At 58.1% G+C, this 14,279-nt stretch carries 13 protein-coding genes; 3 read left to right on the top strand and 10 right to left on the bottom strand.

What is annotated here, in order from left to right:
- The first annotated feature begins 2 nt into the window (after positions 1 to 2).
- The gene (locus tag AC2FIC_RS18390) at positions 3 to 1,448 is read left to right on the top strand and encodes a nodulation protein NodH (RefSeq protein ID WP_496692615.1); all 1,446 of its coding nucleotides are present in this window, start codon (positions 3 to 5) and stop codon (positions 1,446 to 1,448) included.
- Here the strand turns inward: AC2FIC_RS18390 and AC2FIC_RS18385 are convergent.
- From AC2FIC_RS18385 to hslO, 8 genes are all read right to left on the bottom strand, one after another.
- Positions 1,432 to 1,950, bottom strand: coding sequence for a L,D-transpeptidase family protein (locus AC2FIC_RS18385; protein ID WP_142637369.1), 519 nt, complete (start codon positions 1,948 to 1,950; stop codon positions 1,432 to 1,434). The two genes, AC2FIC_RS18390 and AC2FIC_RS18385, sit on opposite strands and share 17 nt — an antisense overlap.
- Positions 1,951 to 2,008: 58 nt before the next feature.
- Entirely contained in the window at positions 2,009 to 2,794 is a 786-nt protein-coding gene (locus tag AC2FIC_RS18380; RefSeq protein WP_496678699.1) for an ion transporter, read from the bottom strand.
- A 20-nt stretch (positions 2,795 to 2,814) separates the two neighbouring features.
- A complete protein-coding gene (locus tag AC2FIC_RS18375) occupies positions 2,815 to 4,044 on the bottom strand; it encodes a class I SAM-dependent RNA methyltransferase (RefSeq protein ID WP_496692614.1) in 1,230 nt (409 codons plus the stop codon).
- A gap of 38 nt (positions 4,045 to 4,082) precedes the next feature.
- Positions 4,083 to 5,915: an ABC transporter ATP-binding protein gene (locus AC2FIC_RS18370; protein WP_496692613.1), complete on the bottom strand. Its 1,833-nt coding sequence runs from the start codon at positions 5,913 to 5,915 to the stop codon at positions 4,083 to 4,085.
- Complete coding sequence (locus tag AC2FIC_RS18365) at positions 5,912 to 7,750, bottom strand: ABC transporter ATP-binding protein (protein ID WP_496708261.1); 1,839 nt, start codon at positions 7,748 to 7,750, stop codon at positions 5,912 to 5,914. The genes AC2FIC_RS18370 and AC2FIC_RS18365 overlap by 4 nt, the downstream gene beginning before the upstream one ends.
- Positions 7,751 to 7,940: 190 nt before the next feature.
- The gene (locus AC2FIC_RS18360; RefSeq protein WP_496692662.1) at positions 7,941 to 9,092 is read right to left on the bottom strand and encodes a CCA tRNA nucleotidyltransferase; all 1,152 of its coding nucleotides are present in this window, start codon (positions 9,090 to 9,092) and stop codon (positions 7,941 to 7,943) included.
- A complete protein-coding gene (locus AC2FIC_RS18355; protein ID WP_496692611.1) occupies positions 9,092 to 9,697 on the bottom strand; it encodes a CoA pyrophosphatase in 606 nt (201 codons plus the stop codon). The genes AC2FIC_RS18360 and AC2FIC_RS18355 overlap by 1 nt, the downstream gene beginning before the upstream one ends.
- A complete protein-coding gene (gene hslO, locus AC2FIC_RS18350) occupies positions 9,681 to 10,658 on the bottom strand; it encodes an Hsp33 family molecular chaperone HslO (RefSeq protein ID WP_496692610.1) in 978 nt (325 codons plus the stop codon). Before hslO ends, AC2FIC_RS18355 begins: the two co-directional genes overlap by 17 nt.
- Positions 10,659 to 10,734: 76 nt before the next feature.
- On the opposite strand from hslO, the gene AC2FIC_RS18345 reads away from it, so the two are divergent.
- Positions 10,735 to 11,178, top strand: coding sequence for an NUDIX hydrolase (locus AC2FIC_RS18345; RefSeq protein ID WP_496692609.1), 444 nt, complete (start codon positions 10,735 to 10,737; stop codon positions 11,176 to 11,178).
- On the opposite strand, the gene AC2FIC_RS18340 is transcribed toward AC2FIC_RS18345, so the two are convergent.
- Positions 11,175 to 12,446: a PP2C family protein-serine/threonine phosphatase gene (locus AC2FIC_RS18340; RefSeq protein ID WP_496690215.1), complete on the bottom strand. Its 1,272-nt coding sequence runs from the start codon at positions 12,444 to 12,446 to the stop codon at positions 11,175 to 11,177. The genes AC2FIC_RS18345 and AC2FIC_RS18340 overlap by 4 nt on opposite strands.
- A 156-nt stretch (positions 12,447 to 12,602) precedes the next feature.
- On the opposite strand from AC2FIC_RS18340, the gene AC2FIC_RS18335 reads away from it, so the two are divergent.
- Positions 12,603 to 12,926, top strand: coding sequence for an Hpt domain-containing protein (locus AC2FIC_RS18335; RefSeq protein ID WP_271950708.1), 324 nt, complete (start codon positions 12,603 to 12,605; stop codon positions 12,924 to 12,926).
- 125 nt (positions 12,927 to 13,051) lie between these two features.
- Here AC2FIC_RS18335 and ilvA read toward each other — a convergent pair whose 3' ends face one another.
- Entirely contained in the window at positions 13,052 to 14,278 is a 1,227-nt protein-coding gene (gene ilvA, locus AC2FIC_RS18330; RefSeq protein ID WP_142637386.1) for a threonine ammonia-lyase IlvA, read from the bottom strand.
- Between the last annotated feature and the right edge of the window lies 1 nt (position 14,279).

The following is a 14,279-nucleotide window of genomic DNA, read 5'->3' as shown; positions in this document are numbered from 1 at the left end:
TCATGTCATCCAAATTCGACTATTTCGTAATACTTGCCGCCATGCGGACCGGATCGAACCTGCTTGAGGCAAATCTGAACGCATTGGAAGGTGTCTCCAGCCATGGTGAGGCCTTCAATCCTCATTTCATTGGCAGGCTAAAGGGGGACAGCCTGCTGGGCGTCACTCTCGAAGAACGCGACAATGACCCTAAAACCCTGCTGAACGCCATCCGATCAGCTGAGGGTGAAATGAACGGGTTTCGCTTTTTCCAGGGCCATGATCCGCGTGTGTTAGAGCCTGTTTTAGATGATCCGAGTTGCGCCAAGATCATTCTGACGCGCAACCCTCTGGACAGCTATATCTCGTTGAAGATTGCGCGCGAGACCAAGCAATGGCAGCTGAAAAACGTCAAGCGGCGGCGCACCGAGCAGATCGCCTTCAACCCTCGTGAGTTCGAAAACTATCTGGACCAGCAACAGGCCTTTCAACTGACTTTGCTGCATCATCTTCAGGCCAGCGGGCAAACCGCCTTTTTCATCGCTTACGACGATCTGAACCGGCTCGACAGCCTGAACGGCCTGGCGGCCTGGCTTGGGGTATCGGGTCGGTTGACCACGATCGACGACACGCTCAAACCCCAAAACCCTGAGCCGGCCTTGTCCAAGGTGACAAACCCTGATGAGACCGAACAGGCCTTATCGCGCATCGACAGTTTCAGCCTGCACAGAACTCCGAATTTTGAACCCCGGCGTGGCGCGGCCGTTGCGACCTATGTCGCCACGCCGAAAACCCCGTTAATGTATCTGCCCGTGCGGAGCGGCATTGAAGGGGTTGTGAAGCAATGGATGGCAGCGCTTGATTCAATCAGTGCGGATGACCTGATCACTGATCAAAACCGCAAAAAGACCCGCCAGTGGTTACAGGATCATCCGGGGCATCGCAAATTCACCGTGGTGCGGCACCCGCTGGTACGCGCACATTCGGCCTTTTGTTCCTACATCCTCAGCACCGAGCCCGGCGCCTATCTGAAAATCCGCAATATGCTGCGCAACCGTTTCAAGCTTCCGATCCCCGGACAGTTACGCGCTGAAAACTACCCCATCGAACAGCATTATGAGGCATTCTCGGCTTTTCTGACCTTCCTGCGGCAAAACCTGGCGGGACAAACCCCTGTGCGCGTTGACGGCGTTTGGTGCAGTCAGGCGCAGGTGTTGGAGGGCGTAGTCGGTTTTGCCCTGCCGGATCTGATCCTGCGCGAGGAAGAAATTGCAACTGCCCTGCCGGATCTGGCGCGGCGGCTGGGTCATGACAGCCCGCCCGCGCCCGGCAATACCAGACCAGATATCCCGTTTTCACTGAGCGATATCTATGACACCAAACTTGAGGCGCTGGCGGCCGAAACCTACCAGCGCGACTATATGCAATTCGGGTTTGACGTCTGGAAGCCGGTTACGGGCGCAGCGTAATCACTGTGCCGCGATTCACCATCGCATAGATCTCTTCGATCTCTTCATTCTTGACAGCGATGCACCCTGCCGTCCAATCCGATTGCTTCTTGGCACGCTTTTTCTCGGACCGGGTTTTCGGCTCGCCGTGGATGAAAATGTCACCGCCCGGATCAACGCCCGCAGCCTTGGCCTCTGCGATATCCTTCGAATCCGGATAGGAAATCCCCAGCGACAGGTGATAGCGGCTTTTGGGATTGCGCCGGTCGATCAGATAGGTGCCCTCTGGCGTGCGGCCGTCGCCGCGTTTTGTTTTGGTGCCATTGGGGGCAAAGCCAAGATCGACCTTATATTCCTTGAGGACATGTTCATTGTGCAGAAGATAAAGCTTCCGCGCGCTTTTGTTGATGACCATAGAGGTCACCTCGGGGCCATCATAGGCCAGAAATCTGGGGTTGGCCGAGGCGCAGGCCGAAAGACCCAGCGTAGCCACAGCACCCATTCCAAATGCTCGACGATCCATGTTTAATGCCTGCTTCTGCTTTTTTTTGTGATTATGCCAGAAATCCAGAAAACTGAAATCACTTTTTGCTGTTCGACTGCTCAAGCAAGCGGCGTTCGATGGATTCCAGCCTTTCCAGCACCTCATCACGATAGGCATCGGTTTTCACCTCATCCTCGGCGTGATGGGCATCCTGCATTGAATTCACGATCAGACCAACCAACAGGTTCACCACTGCAAATGTCGTAACCATGATGAAAGGCACAAAGAATATCCACGCATAGGGATAAACCTCCATCACCGGGCGCACGATGCCCATGGACCAGCTTTCCAGCGTCATGATCTGGAACAACGTATAGGCCGACAGGCCCAAATCGCCGAACCAGTCCGGGAATGTGCCCGAGAACAGCTTGGTTGAAATTACCGCGCCGATGTAAAACAGGATCGCCATCAGCAGGAAAACGCTGGCCATACCCGGCAAGGCCGAGATGAAACCCTCAACCACCCGACGCAGCCGTGGCGCGACCGAGATCACCCGCAGGACCCGCAGGATCCGCAAGGCCCGCAGCACCGACAGGCCGCCGGCGCTTGGGATCAGAGCGATGCCAACAACGATGAAGTCAAACAGGTTCCAGCCATTGGTAAAGAACCGCCGCCCCGTGGCGACCAGCTTCAGCGCGATCTCGGCAACGAAGATGGTCAGGCAGAGGCTGTCCAACACCACGATCAAGGGGCCCGCGGCCTCCATCAGAGTCGGTGAGGTTTCCATGCCGAGCAGGATGGCGTTGAAGATGATGACACCTGTGATGAACCGACCGAAGGTCGGGTTTTCAGTGATATCATGCAGGCGCTGGGCAAGCCCCATTCTGAAACTCTCCTGTTTGGTCATGATGCGGGGTTCAGTGCAAACCGCGCGGCAAGTTCCGTGTGTGACGACCATCGAAATTGGTCAACCACCTGTACCCATTCAAGGGTATAGCCTGCGTTAATCAGATTTTTTGCGTCCCGCGCGAAGGTGACCGGATTGCATGAGACATAGGCGATCACTGCCGGTTGCGCCTGCGCCAGCTCGGCCACCTGCGCCTCAGCCCCGGCGCGGGGCGGGTCCAGGACAACCGCGTCAAAGTTCTTCAACTCATCAGGCATCAATGGGCGGCGGTACAGGTCGCGCGCCTCGGTCGTGACCCGTTTCAGGCCTTGCGCGCGACGCCAGCCTTGATCCAGAGCGGTGGTCATCAGGGCCTCACCCTCAACCGCGTGTACTTCGGCGTCCTCGGCCAGTGGCAATGAGAATGTCCCGCAACCCGCGAACAGGTCCACAACCCGCTTGGCGCCCTTGGTTGCCTGCAGAACTGCCTTTAATAGAGCCTGTTCTCCGTCCTTCGTGGCCTGCAGGAATGCCCCTGGAGGCGGCACGACAGCCGCCACGCCAAATCGCTGAATCGGGGCGTGACGCGAGGCGATCACCTCGCCATCCCAGCTGAGCCGCGCAAGCCCATGTGCCTCGGTCGCCTGTGCCAGGGCCAGTTCAAGCGGACCATCCAGCGGTTTGCCCCCTTTGACGGCGACATCCAAACCGCCATCAGAAAGGGTCAGCGTGACCGCCAGCGCCCCTTTGCGGCTACCACCCAAAAGGGCAAGCGCCTCGGCCACGGGGACAGCTGCAATCAGGGCCGGATCAAGCAGATGACAATCGGAAATCTCGGTGATCGTGTCCGAGGCGCGGCCATGGAACCCGGCCATGGTGCCTTTTTTGGTCCGCCGAACCGCAATCGTAGCCCGTCGCCGTGATCGTTCCGGCGAGGTATAGATCGGCCGCATCGGGGCCTCGAGCCCCTGCGCGGCCAGCGCGTTGCGCACGACCTCGACCTTCCAATCCGCGACGAAATCATCCGCGGCATGCTGCAGCTGGCAGCCACCGCAGGCTTTGTAGTGACGGCACGGTGCTTTGACCCGCTGGTCAGAGGGGGTCTCGACCCGAATGTCGCTCAGCACTTGACCAACCAATGTCCCGCTGACCACCTCCCCCGGCAAGGTGCGGGGGGCGTAGATCGGTCCATCGGCGATGCCGTCGCCCTGATGACCAAGGCGTAAAATGCTGTAATGCTGCGTCATGAGGGCCTGATAGCTGGGCTTTACCCACAACAAAACCCTTATTCGGCGGCGGCGGCCTGAATAAACCCGCCCGATTGGCGATCCCAGAACCGGGCATAAAGCCCGCCCTGTTCCAGCAAGTCGTCATGGCTTCCCATTTCAACGATCTGCCCTTGATCCAGAACGACGATCCGGTCCATCTCGCTTAGCGTCGACAGCCGATGTGCAATCGCCAGCACCGTCTTGCCCTGCATCACCCGATGCAGCGCGGTCTGGATTGAGGCTTCAACCTCGGAATCCAAGGCCGAGGTTGCCTCATCCAGCACCAGAATCGGCGCGTTTTTCAGGATGGCGCGCGCAAGTGCGATCCGCTGCCGCTGACCGCCGCTCAGCTTGACGCCGCGCTCGCCCAGATGCGCATCATAGCCCTTGCGGCCATGGGCATCCCGCAGGCCAAGGATAAACTCATGCGCCTCGGCCTTTTGCGCAGCCGCGATCATATCGTCTTCTGAGGCGTCGGGGCGGCCATACAAGATATTCTCGCGCGCCGAGCGGTTGAACATCGCCGTTTCCTGCGTGACCATCCCGATCTGACTGCGCAGACTGTCCTGCGTCACCTGTGACACATCCTGCCCATCAATCCGAATTGCGCCGTTTTCCCCTTCATAGAGCCTTAGTAGAAGCGAAACGAGCGTAGATTTCCCCGCACCGGACGCACCCACGATACCCAGCTTTTCGCCGGGATGTACGGTCATGGTCACGTCAGTCACACCGCCAATATCACCGCCATAGGCAAAGCTGACATGGTCAAACTCGATCTGGCCTTGGGGCGCGCTCAGCCGGGTGGCGTCGGCTGCATCCTCAACCCGGTCGCGTTTGGCTAGGGTTTTCATGCCATTCTCAATCTCGCCGACATTGGCATAAAGCCCCATCAGGGTGAAACTGACCCAGCCCGTCATCTGTGAAATCCGCACAGACATCGCGCCCGCCGCGACGATATCACCGGCGCTGGCCATCCCGGACCGCCACAGCAGCAAGGTTACCCCCAGCAGCAGCACCGGCAGTACCCCGGCCAGAACCATCAGGATGAACCGAAAACTGGCGGAGAGCTTGCCAAAGGCCAACATCTTGTGGCGCAGATCGACCATCGAGTTTCGGGCTGCCTGATCCTCGAACTCGGAATGGGCGAACAGCTTGACGGTTTTGATATTGGTGATCGTGTCGACCACCTGCCCCGACACCATCGCCCGCGCCCCGGCCCGCGCCGCTGAGCGTGCCCGGATGCGTGGCAAATACCAGCGGATCAGCAGGAAATACACCGCCAACCAGGCGGCGAAGGGCAGCATGACCAGCAGATGAATAGACCCTAACAAAAGCAAAGTTCCTGCCAGAGAAGCCAGCGCAAAAACCATTGCGCTTATCGTCTCGGACACGACCGAGGCCATCGCGTTCGAAGTTTGCATCTGTTTCTGTGCGATCCGCCCGGCAAAATCGTCGTCGAAATAGGTCACCGACTGACCCAAAGTCCACCGGTTCAGCTTGGCCAGAACCAGGGGCGGGATATTGGGCATGACAATATAGTTGTTGGAAAAGGCCGAAAGACCAAACAGCGCCGGTCGCAGCAGCATGAAAAATGCGGCGACCCCTCCAATTATCCAAAGATTGCCCGCCGTCAGAACCCCATCCGGCCCGCTTTCGTTTGCCATGTCGATCACCAGACCCAGCATCCAGGCGGTTCCGGCCTCCATCGCCCCGGCAGAGGCCGAAAACACGGAGGCGACAAGGATCATCGGCCAAGCTCCGGACAGGCACCAGCGAATGAACGCCCCCAGCCTTTGCGGCGGGGGCGTTTCGGTGGGTTTGAACGGATCTATGAGATCGGCAAGTTTCACTCAGCTGCCTCCGTGTTCAGGAAGCCCCCAGATTGCCGTGCCCAGAACTGGGCGTAAAGCCCGCCCTGTGACAGCAATTCGGAATGGGTGCCCTGCTCGACGATCCGGCCGCCATCCATCACCAGGATGCGATCCATTTGGGCAATGGTGCTGAGGCGGTGGGCAATCGCGATCACGGATTTGCCCTGCATCATGCCATAGAGCGTTTCCTGAATGGACGCTTCAACCTCGGAATCCAGCGCGGAGGTCGCCTCATCCAGCAACAGGATCGGCGCGTCCTTCAGGATCACCCGCGCCAGCGTCACCCGCTGCCGCTGACCACCTGACAACTTCACGCCCCGCTCGCCCACATGCGCATCATAGCCGGTACGCCCCTTCGGGTCCTGCAGGTCAAGGATGAACTCATGCGCCTCGGCCTGTTTGGCCGCGGCAATCATCTGCTCTTCGGAAGCCTCGGGGCGGCCATAGAGGATATTGTCGCGCACCGAGCGGTGCAGCAACGCGCTGTCCTGTTGCACCATACCGATATGGATGCGCAAGCTGTCCTGAGTGACCCGAGCAATGTCCTGATCGTCGATCAAAATGGCCCCCTGCTCCACATCGTAGAACCGAAGTAGGAGCTTAACTAGGGTCGATTTCCCAGCCCCCGACCGTCCGATCAGACCGATCTTTTCGCCCGGCTCGATGGTCAGGTTGATATGATCCAGCCCGCCGGTCTTGCGACCGTAATGATGCGACAGGTTACGAATCTCGATCTTGCCATTGGACAGATGCAGGGGCTTGGCCTGCGGCGCATCCAACAGGTCGATCGGTTGAGCGATCGTCTCCATGCCTTCGGCAACGACACCAAGCTGGCGGAAAAAACTGGTCAGCGCCCACATGATCCATCCGGTCATCGCGTTCAGGCGCAGGGTCAGGGCTGTGGCCGCCGCGACCACACCGACCGTAGCACTGCCCTGCATCCACAGAGCAATCGCCCAGCCAACCACACCAACGATCAGCAGCCCGTTCAATGCAACCAGAACCGCATCCATGATGGTGAAAATCCGCATCTCAGCCTGAAAGGTACGGCGGGTTTCCTCGATCGCTTCGCGCGCATAATCCAGTTCCTGTGCCCCATGGGCAAACATCTTTACGGAATGGATATTGGTATAGCTGTCCACAACCCGGCCCGTTACGGCCGAGCGCGCGTCTGAGGCCGCCTTCGAAGCCGGTCCCACCCGCTGCACCGTCCAATGCACCAGAAACCCATACAGCACGAGCCAGATCAACAACGGCAACAGCAGCCGGGCATCAGCCGTCATCAACAAAATGGCTGCGCCGATCAGGTATGCCAGCGAGAAGGAAATCGCATCAAACACCTGAAACACGGCCTCACCCGCAGCGGGCGGCGTCTGCATGATCCGGTTGGCAATGCGGCCTGCAAAATCATTCTCGAACCAGCCCACCGATTGCCGCAACACGTGCTTATGCGCGCGCCAACGGATCAGAGTGCCAAAATTCGGCAGGATCGTGTTGTTCAGCAACAGCACGTCAACGACATGCAGCATGGGTCGCAGCAGCAGCACAAAAAGCGCCACCAGGATCAGTTCCGTACTATGGGTCTGCCAAACTTCGTCCGGCGGAGCGGACAGCAAGTCAACAACGCGACCCATATAATAGATCAGACCGACCTCAACCGCGGCCACCACGACCGAAATCAATCCGGCCCAAAAGAACACCCGCATAAAAGGGCGGGAATAGTTCAACATAAAGGGCCACAGCCGTGTCGGCGGCGTGTCGGTTTCTTCGTAGTCGACAAAAGGGTCGACGAGATTTTCGAAATAGCGAAACATAGAGAGTGCTCCGATTGAGCAGATAACAAGTCATGCGAAAAAAGATGGCGCCAGAACACCACCCCTACGGGTCAAGTGTTATGGCTTTAGCCGAACCAGATCCCGTAATACATTCGCATCCCTCCATTCATGTTACAGGCGCAAGAAAACACAAACGATCCGGCTTGTCATCCCCTTTTGAGACTTCAATTTACTCGACCAGCAACTCGGAGCGCGTCAGGGTGAAACCCGAGGCGATCCAGCGCGCCTCAAGCTCGGCCAGTTTCTTGCCCAGCGCCGGGCCGGTAAAGTCAGGGATCAGGTCAGCGGCCCGCACGGGAAAATCCGCTGCCGCCCCGTCCCGGAGCGCTTGCCGCTTATCCTCGGACCAGGGCTGTTCCAACAAAGCACAACGCAGCAGAACTTCGTGCAGGCCGTCCTCTTCGCCATAACGGAACCCAAGCTCGGCAGTGCCCGCGGTTCCCGCGGCCTCATCCCGCATCCGTGTCAGGCGTTGCATCTGGGCCTTGCTCAGACGCAGGGTCTGGGCAATCTCGGGCGTGGCGATGGAGGAAAGCCGCCGGACCGGCTCGGGCTTTGCCCCAGCCTGCTGTTCCAAGGCGATCAGCGGGGCAAGTGATCGATCCTCAACCCCCGGCAATATCTGTGCCAGAACGCCCGTGCTGCGCATGGCAGCGACCGAAGGCGCAGGGTCAGGCGAGGTCAGCAATTTCATAAACTCGGCCCCAACCCGTTCGCGCGACAGGCTTGCCAATCCGTCCAGATTGGTTGCAATGGCCGACAGCGCTTCGGGATCAAACCCGGCTTCGATATCCCCATACCAGGCGTGAAACCGAAAATAGCGCAAAGAGCGCAGATAGTCTTCGCGGATGCGGTGCTGGGCGTTGCCTATGAACCGGACCTTTCGGGCCTTTAGATCGGGCAGTCCGTTCAGCGGGTCCAAAAGCGTCCCATCCGGGCGGGCGTACAGCGCATTCATGGTGAAATCGCGCCGGCTGGCATCTTCATCAACATTGTTCGAGAACGCCACTACAGCCCGGCGGCCATCGGTTTCGACATCTCGCCGGAAGGTCGTGATCTCATGCGGGATGCTTTGGCTGACAACGGTTATCGTGCCATGCTCGATCCCAGTTGGAATGGCCTTCAACCCCGCCGCCCGCATCAAATCCAGCACCTGCTGGGGCGGAGCGTCCGTGGCAATATCCAGATCCGAGACCGGCGCCCCCAAAAGCGCGTTGCGGACGCAACCGCCGACGAAAAGCGCCTGAAAACCGGCATCGATCAAAACGGCGCAGACTGTCTGGGTTGCCGGGTTTGTAACCCAGCTTTCTGATAGCTTCATCATTCACTCACCCGCGCAGCCAAGCCCCGCAACATCCGGGCCGTAGCCCCCCAGATGTAATAAGGGCCATAGGGCACGGTGAAATAATACCGCCGCTGGCCCCGCCAGCGACGCGACTCAACGATATAATTCGCAGGGTTTAGAACATGCGCAAGTGGGACTGAAAAAACTTCGTCAACTTCACCCGGCTCAGGAATTGGGTCGAACCCGTCTCGTAGGATCGCGACAACCGGGGTTACGACAAAAGACGTCACGGTTTCATGGGTAGGCAAATGCCCGAGAATTTCAGGCAAATCCGAGGAAAGGCCAATCTCTTCCTGTGCTTCCCGCAGGGCGGTTGCGGTTACATCCGGATCGGTCTCATCCTGTTTTCCGCCAGGAAAGGCGATCTGGCCGGGATGGTGTTTCAGCGCCGATGAGCGCTTGGTCAAAAGCAGGCGCGGGGCCTCATCCGTTACAAGAATCGGAACCAGAACCCCGGCTGGACGTAGCTTGCGCCCCGCTGGCAAAACCGCATCAGGGTTCAGATCGAAATCACTGGACCCGTTGCCGGGGCGGCTCAGGGCCGCCCGCAGCTGTTCTGTTGGATCAGGCCTCACCGGCATCGAAGCCAACGGTGACGGGGTCCAATACGTAATGGGCACCACAGAACTGACAATCGGCGGTGACCTGGCCCTCGGGGGTTGTCATCTTTTCGATGTCGCGCGCCGAATAGATCGACAGGCTTTGGCGCACGCGCTCTTCCGAGCAGGTGCAGCCGAACTGAACCGATTGCGCATCATAAACCCGTGGCTGTTCCTCATGAAACAGCCGGATCAACAGGTCGGTTGGCGCAATCGAAGGGCCGATCAGTTCAAGGTCATCAACAGTATCCAGAAGGATGTTGACGCGCCCCCAATTTTCACCTTCCTCACCGTCAACCAGATCATCCGCCGACAGAATCTGACCGTCACCCTCTGCGTTGGCTACAAATGGTGACGCTTTGGGCATGTGCTGCAGCATGATGCCGCCTGCGCGCCAGTGCTCACCGACGCCAGGTTCAGTTGATTTGCCGAAACTCAGTGAAAACCGCGTCGGCAACTGTTCGGACTGTGCGAAATACGCCTCTGCGCATGCGCTGAGAGAGCCGCCAGCCAGCGGTGTGATCCCCTGGTAAGGCTGCGTGCCCTCGCCCTGATCAATCATGATGGCGAAATAGCCTTCACCCACCTGATCAAACGGTGTGGAATCGGTCAGGCGGTCCGGGTCAAAACTGGCATAGGCGCGGATGCGAGCCGGTTCGCCCTCGGCCTGCGGAGCGTAGTAATCGGTTGCGATCATCCGAACGGCGCCTTTGGACTGAACCTGAAGCGACAGCTTCCAGCGCAACGCGACGGTCTGACCGATCAGAGCAGTCAGCAAGGCCATCTCGGCCACCAAAGCCTCGACCTTTTCGGGATAGTCGTGCTGTTTCAGAATGCCATCCAACACTCCGTCCAGCCGCGCCACACGTCCGCGCATATCCGGTATATCAAGTTGAAAGGGCAGGACGGTGTCGTCCCACGCGATTTTTGTTCCAAGAGACATGGGGTTTCCTTAAACGCCACAGATTGGCATACCGCCAGCATATAGGTCGAAGATTTCGGGTTGTAAGGGGCCATACATGATCAGACGGTTCGGTGAAACCCCACAAGCGGGGCGCAAATACACACGACGTGTGGGTGTATACGCATTGTTGCCTCGAGGACGACATCTGTTGCTGACCTGCCAGACAGAGCCCGGCCCTGATCTACAGTTGCCGGGTGGCGGTATTGACCCGGGCGAATCGCCCATCACCGCCCTGCATCGCGAAGTCTTTGAAGAAACCGGCTGGTTGATTGCCGGCCCGCGGCGGGTCGGCGCCTTTCGCCGTTTCACATACATGCCCGAATATGACCTGTGGGCCGAAAAGGTCTGTTTGATATATCGAGCCCGCCCTGTGCGCCGCATAGGTCCACCTTCAGAGCCATTCCACGAAGCCCTTTGGCTGGACAGTGCGGATGCCGCGCAGATGCTGGGCAACAGCGGCGACCGACATTTCGCTTCGGGACACCTGATGGGGCTTTAAGGCCCGCTGTATTCAAAGAAAACCGCAGATACGTCATCATCCATACCCTGGTCCGGATCCATGGCCTGTGTCAGCCGCCAGAACATATCGTCCAGAAATTCGGGCCCGCTGAGATCGGTGGCACAATCCGTCACCATTCTACACAGCCCCTCTTCTTCCAGCAGGGATCCATCCGCCATCCGGCATTCCGTGAACCCGTCTGAATATAGCAACAGCTTGTCACCGGGCTTCATGTAGGTATCGGTTCGCTGAAACGTGACATCCGGCAACAGTCCGATGGGCAGTCCACCTTGCCCCAGATACTCGGTCCCACCATCCTGTCGCAACAACAGCGGATGCGGATGCCCTGCCTGCACCATCTTGAGATGTCCGTTTCGCAGGTCGATAATGGCATAGACCATGGTAAAATACTCTTCGACGCCAGCATCAGCCATAAGGCGGGAATTGAGCATCTCTGCCACCTGATCAGGTGGTAGCAATGCGTAAAATTTATCGAACCGCTTTTCCATCGCCACGTTCTGATCGAAATGTTTGCTGGACAGATACCCGCCCAGCCGTGCTGTCATCATCGCCGAGGTGATGCCGTGGCCGGACACATCGATGCTGTAAAACCCCACACGGTTGACCCCCGGTGAAAACATTCCCACCAGATCGCCACCGATATGCCCACAAGGTTTCAGCAACATGCTGATACGCGACCTACCGAAATCACGCGTGAGTTCGGGGACCAGAGATTCCTGTATCTTACGCGCCTGAATCAGGTCCTTGTCGATCGCATCATGGACCACTTTCAGTTCTTCGAGCGCGGTCTCGATCATTCGGTTCTTATCAGACAGCTCACGCTGCATATCCAATATCCGTGCGCCCGCAGATATGCGCGCCCGCAATTCATCGGCCTCAAGAGGTTTGATCAGAAAATCATCCGCCCCGGCATCCAGTCCGCGCGCAACCTCCTGCTTTTCGCTTTTTGAAGTCAGAAGGATGAAATAGCTGTATTCGTCATTCTCCAACGCCCGAAATGCCTGACAGAATTCCAGCCCGCTCATCCCCGGCATGACCCAGTCGCTCAGGACCAGGTCGGGGGACATGGCCGCACAGATTTCGATGGCGGCCTCTCCGCTGTCTGCCTCGAGCACCTCAAAGCCCCATTTCTTCAGCGAGGCCACAAGGATGCGACGTTGCAGACGACTGTCATCAACGACCAGCACCTTGCGAATCGCACCAAAATCCAGCTCTGCCTTTGTTTCTGCCTGACTGACCTCTGCCACCTGACCCTCAGCTCTGCCACATAATGCGGAACGGGACGACCCTAGCGCACGGCTGTTTAACATCCTGTGAAGGTCGTAAATGCATCCATCTTAACCACGGATTTACCAACGGCCTGTAGTGATAATCGGGTCGTTATCTTTAGGGAAAGGATGGCCATGATCGACTGGTCCAGGGTCAGACAGCTGCGGGACGAGGTCGGCGCCGACGAGTTTGACGAGGTAGTGGAAATCTTTCTCGATGAGGTGCAACAAGGCCTGGAGCATTTGCAGGTCGATGATGATCGGTCTGACTTCGAAAAGCATCTACACTCCTTGAAGGGCAGCGCGCTTAGTCTGGGATTCAGGACATTGGCCAAGCTCTGCCAAGATGGTGAGCGCCATTCGGCACAGGGTCAGGCCGCAACCGTCGATATCGCCGAAATAGTCGGCACATTCCGGACCTCCGCAACGGAGTTTCAGGCAGGATTGAACGAGCTCTGAGCGGCGCCGTACAGGCAGCAAACAGGTACACTAGCGATGGGTGACAACCCGGCCCTGTATATTGTCTGTTTCAAACGCAGCTGATCCATCGCCGCGACAGACAACATTGCAGTCTGGTCATTTGCTCAGATCACAAACTGGGCGAGGGTCTCGTCCTCGGTGATATCCGTAAAAGTGAACCCGGCTTCATCCAGATGCGCGAACAGACGGGCAAAGTTTTCGGGCTTGCGGGTTTCGATACCAATCAGAACCGAGCCGAAGTTTCGTGCCGATTTCTTCATGTATTCAAACCGCGCAATGTCATCCTCGGGGCCAAGGATGTTCAGGAACTCTTTCAATGCGCCAGGGCGCTGTGGCAAGCGCAGGATGAAGTATTTCTTCACCCCCAGATAGCGCTGCGCGCGTTCCTTGACCTCGGGCAGGCGTTCGAAATCGAAGTTGCCACCAGAGGTTACGCAGACAACGGTTTTCCCTCGGATAAAACTCTGAATATCGCTCAGCGCCTCAATCGCGAGAGCCCCGGCGGGTTCCAGAACGATGCCTTCGACATTCAGCATCTCGATCATGGTTGTGCAGATGCGGTCTTCGGACAGGACCAGAGCATCCGACAGATGACGGGATTTCAGCAATTCGAACGGTTTTTCACCGATCCGACCAACCGCAGCACCGTCAACGAAATTGTCCACCTGATCCAATGCCACCGGATGTCCTGCTGCCATTGCCGCGTGCAGACAGGCACCGCCTTTGGGTTCCACAAACAGGCAATGGGTTCGATCGCCAAACCACGTAGCCACGCCCGCAGACATGCCGCCACCGCCTACTGGCAAAAGGATGTGGTCCGGCAACCCACCCAACTGCGCTTCGATCTCAACCGCAAGCGAGGCTTGCCCTTCGATCACATCAACATCGTCAAAGGGCGACAGAAAATGGCCGCCCTGTTCGGTGCACCACGCCTGCGCGGCGGCCAACGTGTCATCGAAATAGTCGCCGGTCAGATGAATCTCGATATTGTCGCCGCCGAAGATACGAGTTTTCTGGATTTTCTGCTGCGGCGTCGTCACGGGCATGAAGATCACACCCTTCACATCCATGTGCTTGCACATAAAGGCCACGCCCTGCGCATGATTTCCCGCGCTGGCGCAGACAAACAGGTTCTGCCCCTGCTGTTTGCGCATGGCGTTGAACGCACCGCGGATCTTGTAGGACCGCACCGGGCTGAGGTCCTCACGTTTCAGCCAGATATCGGCCCCGAAACGATCAGACAGATGGGCATTGCGCTGCAGAGGCGTCACCGGAAACACAGAGCGCATCGCCTGTTCGGCAGCGCGGGCGCGGGTCATGAAATCACTCATG

The organism is Ruegeria sp. CDSC079 (genome assembly GCF_059610505.1).
Note: the sequence above shows the minus strand (reverse complement) of the source record. Positions and strands in the feature narration are given on the sequence as shown.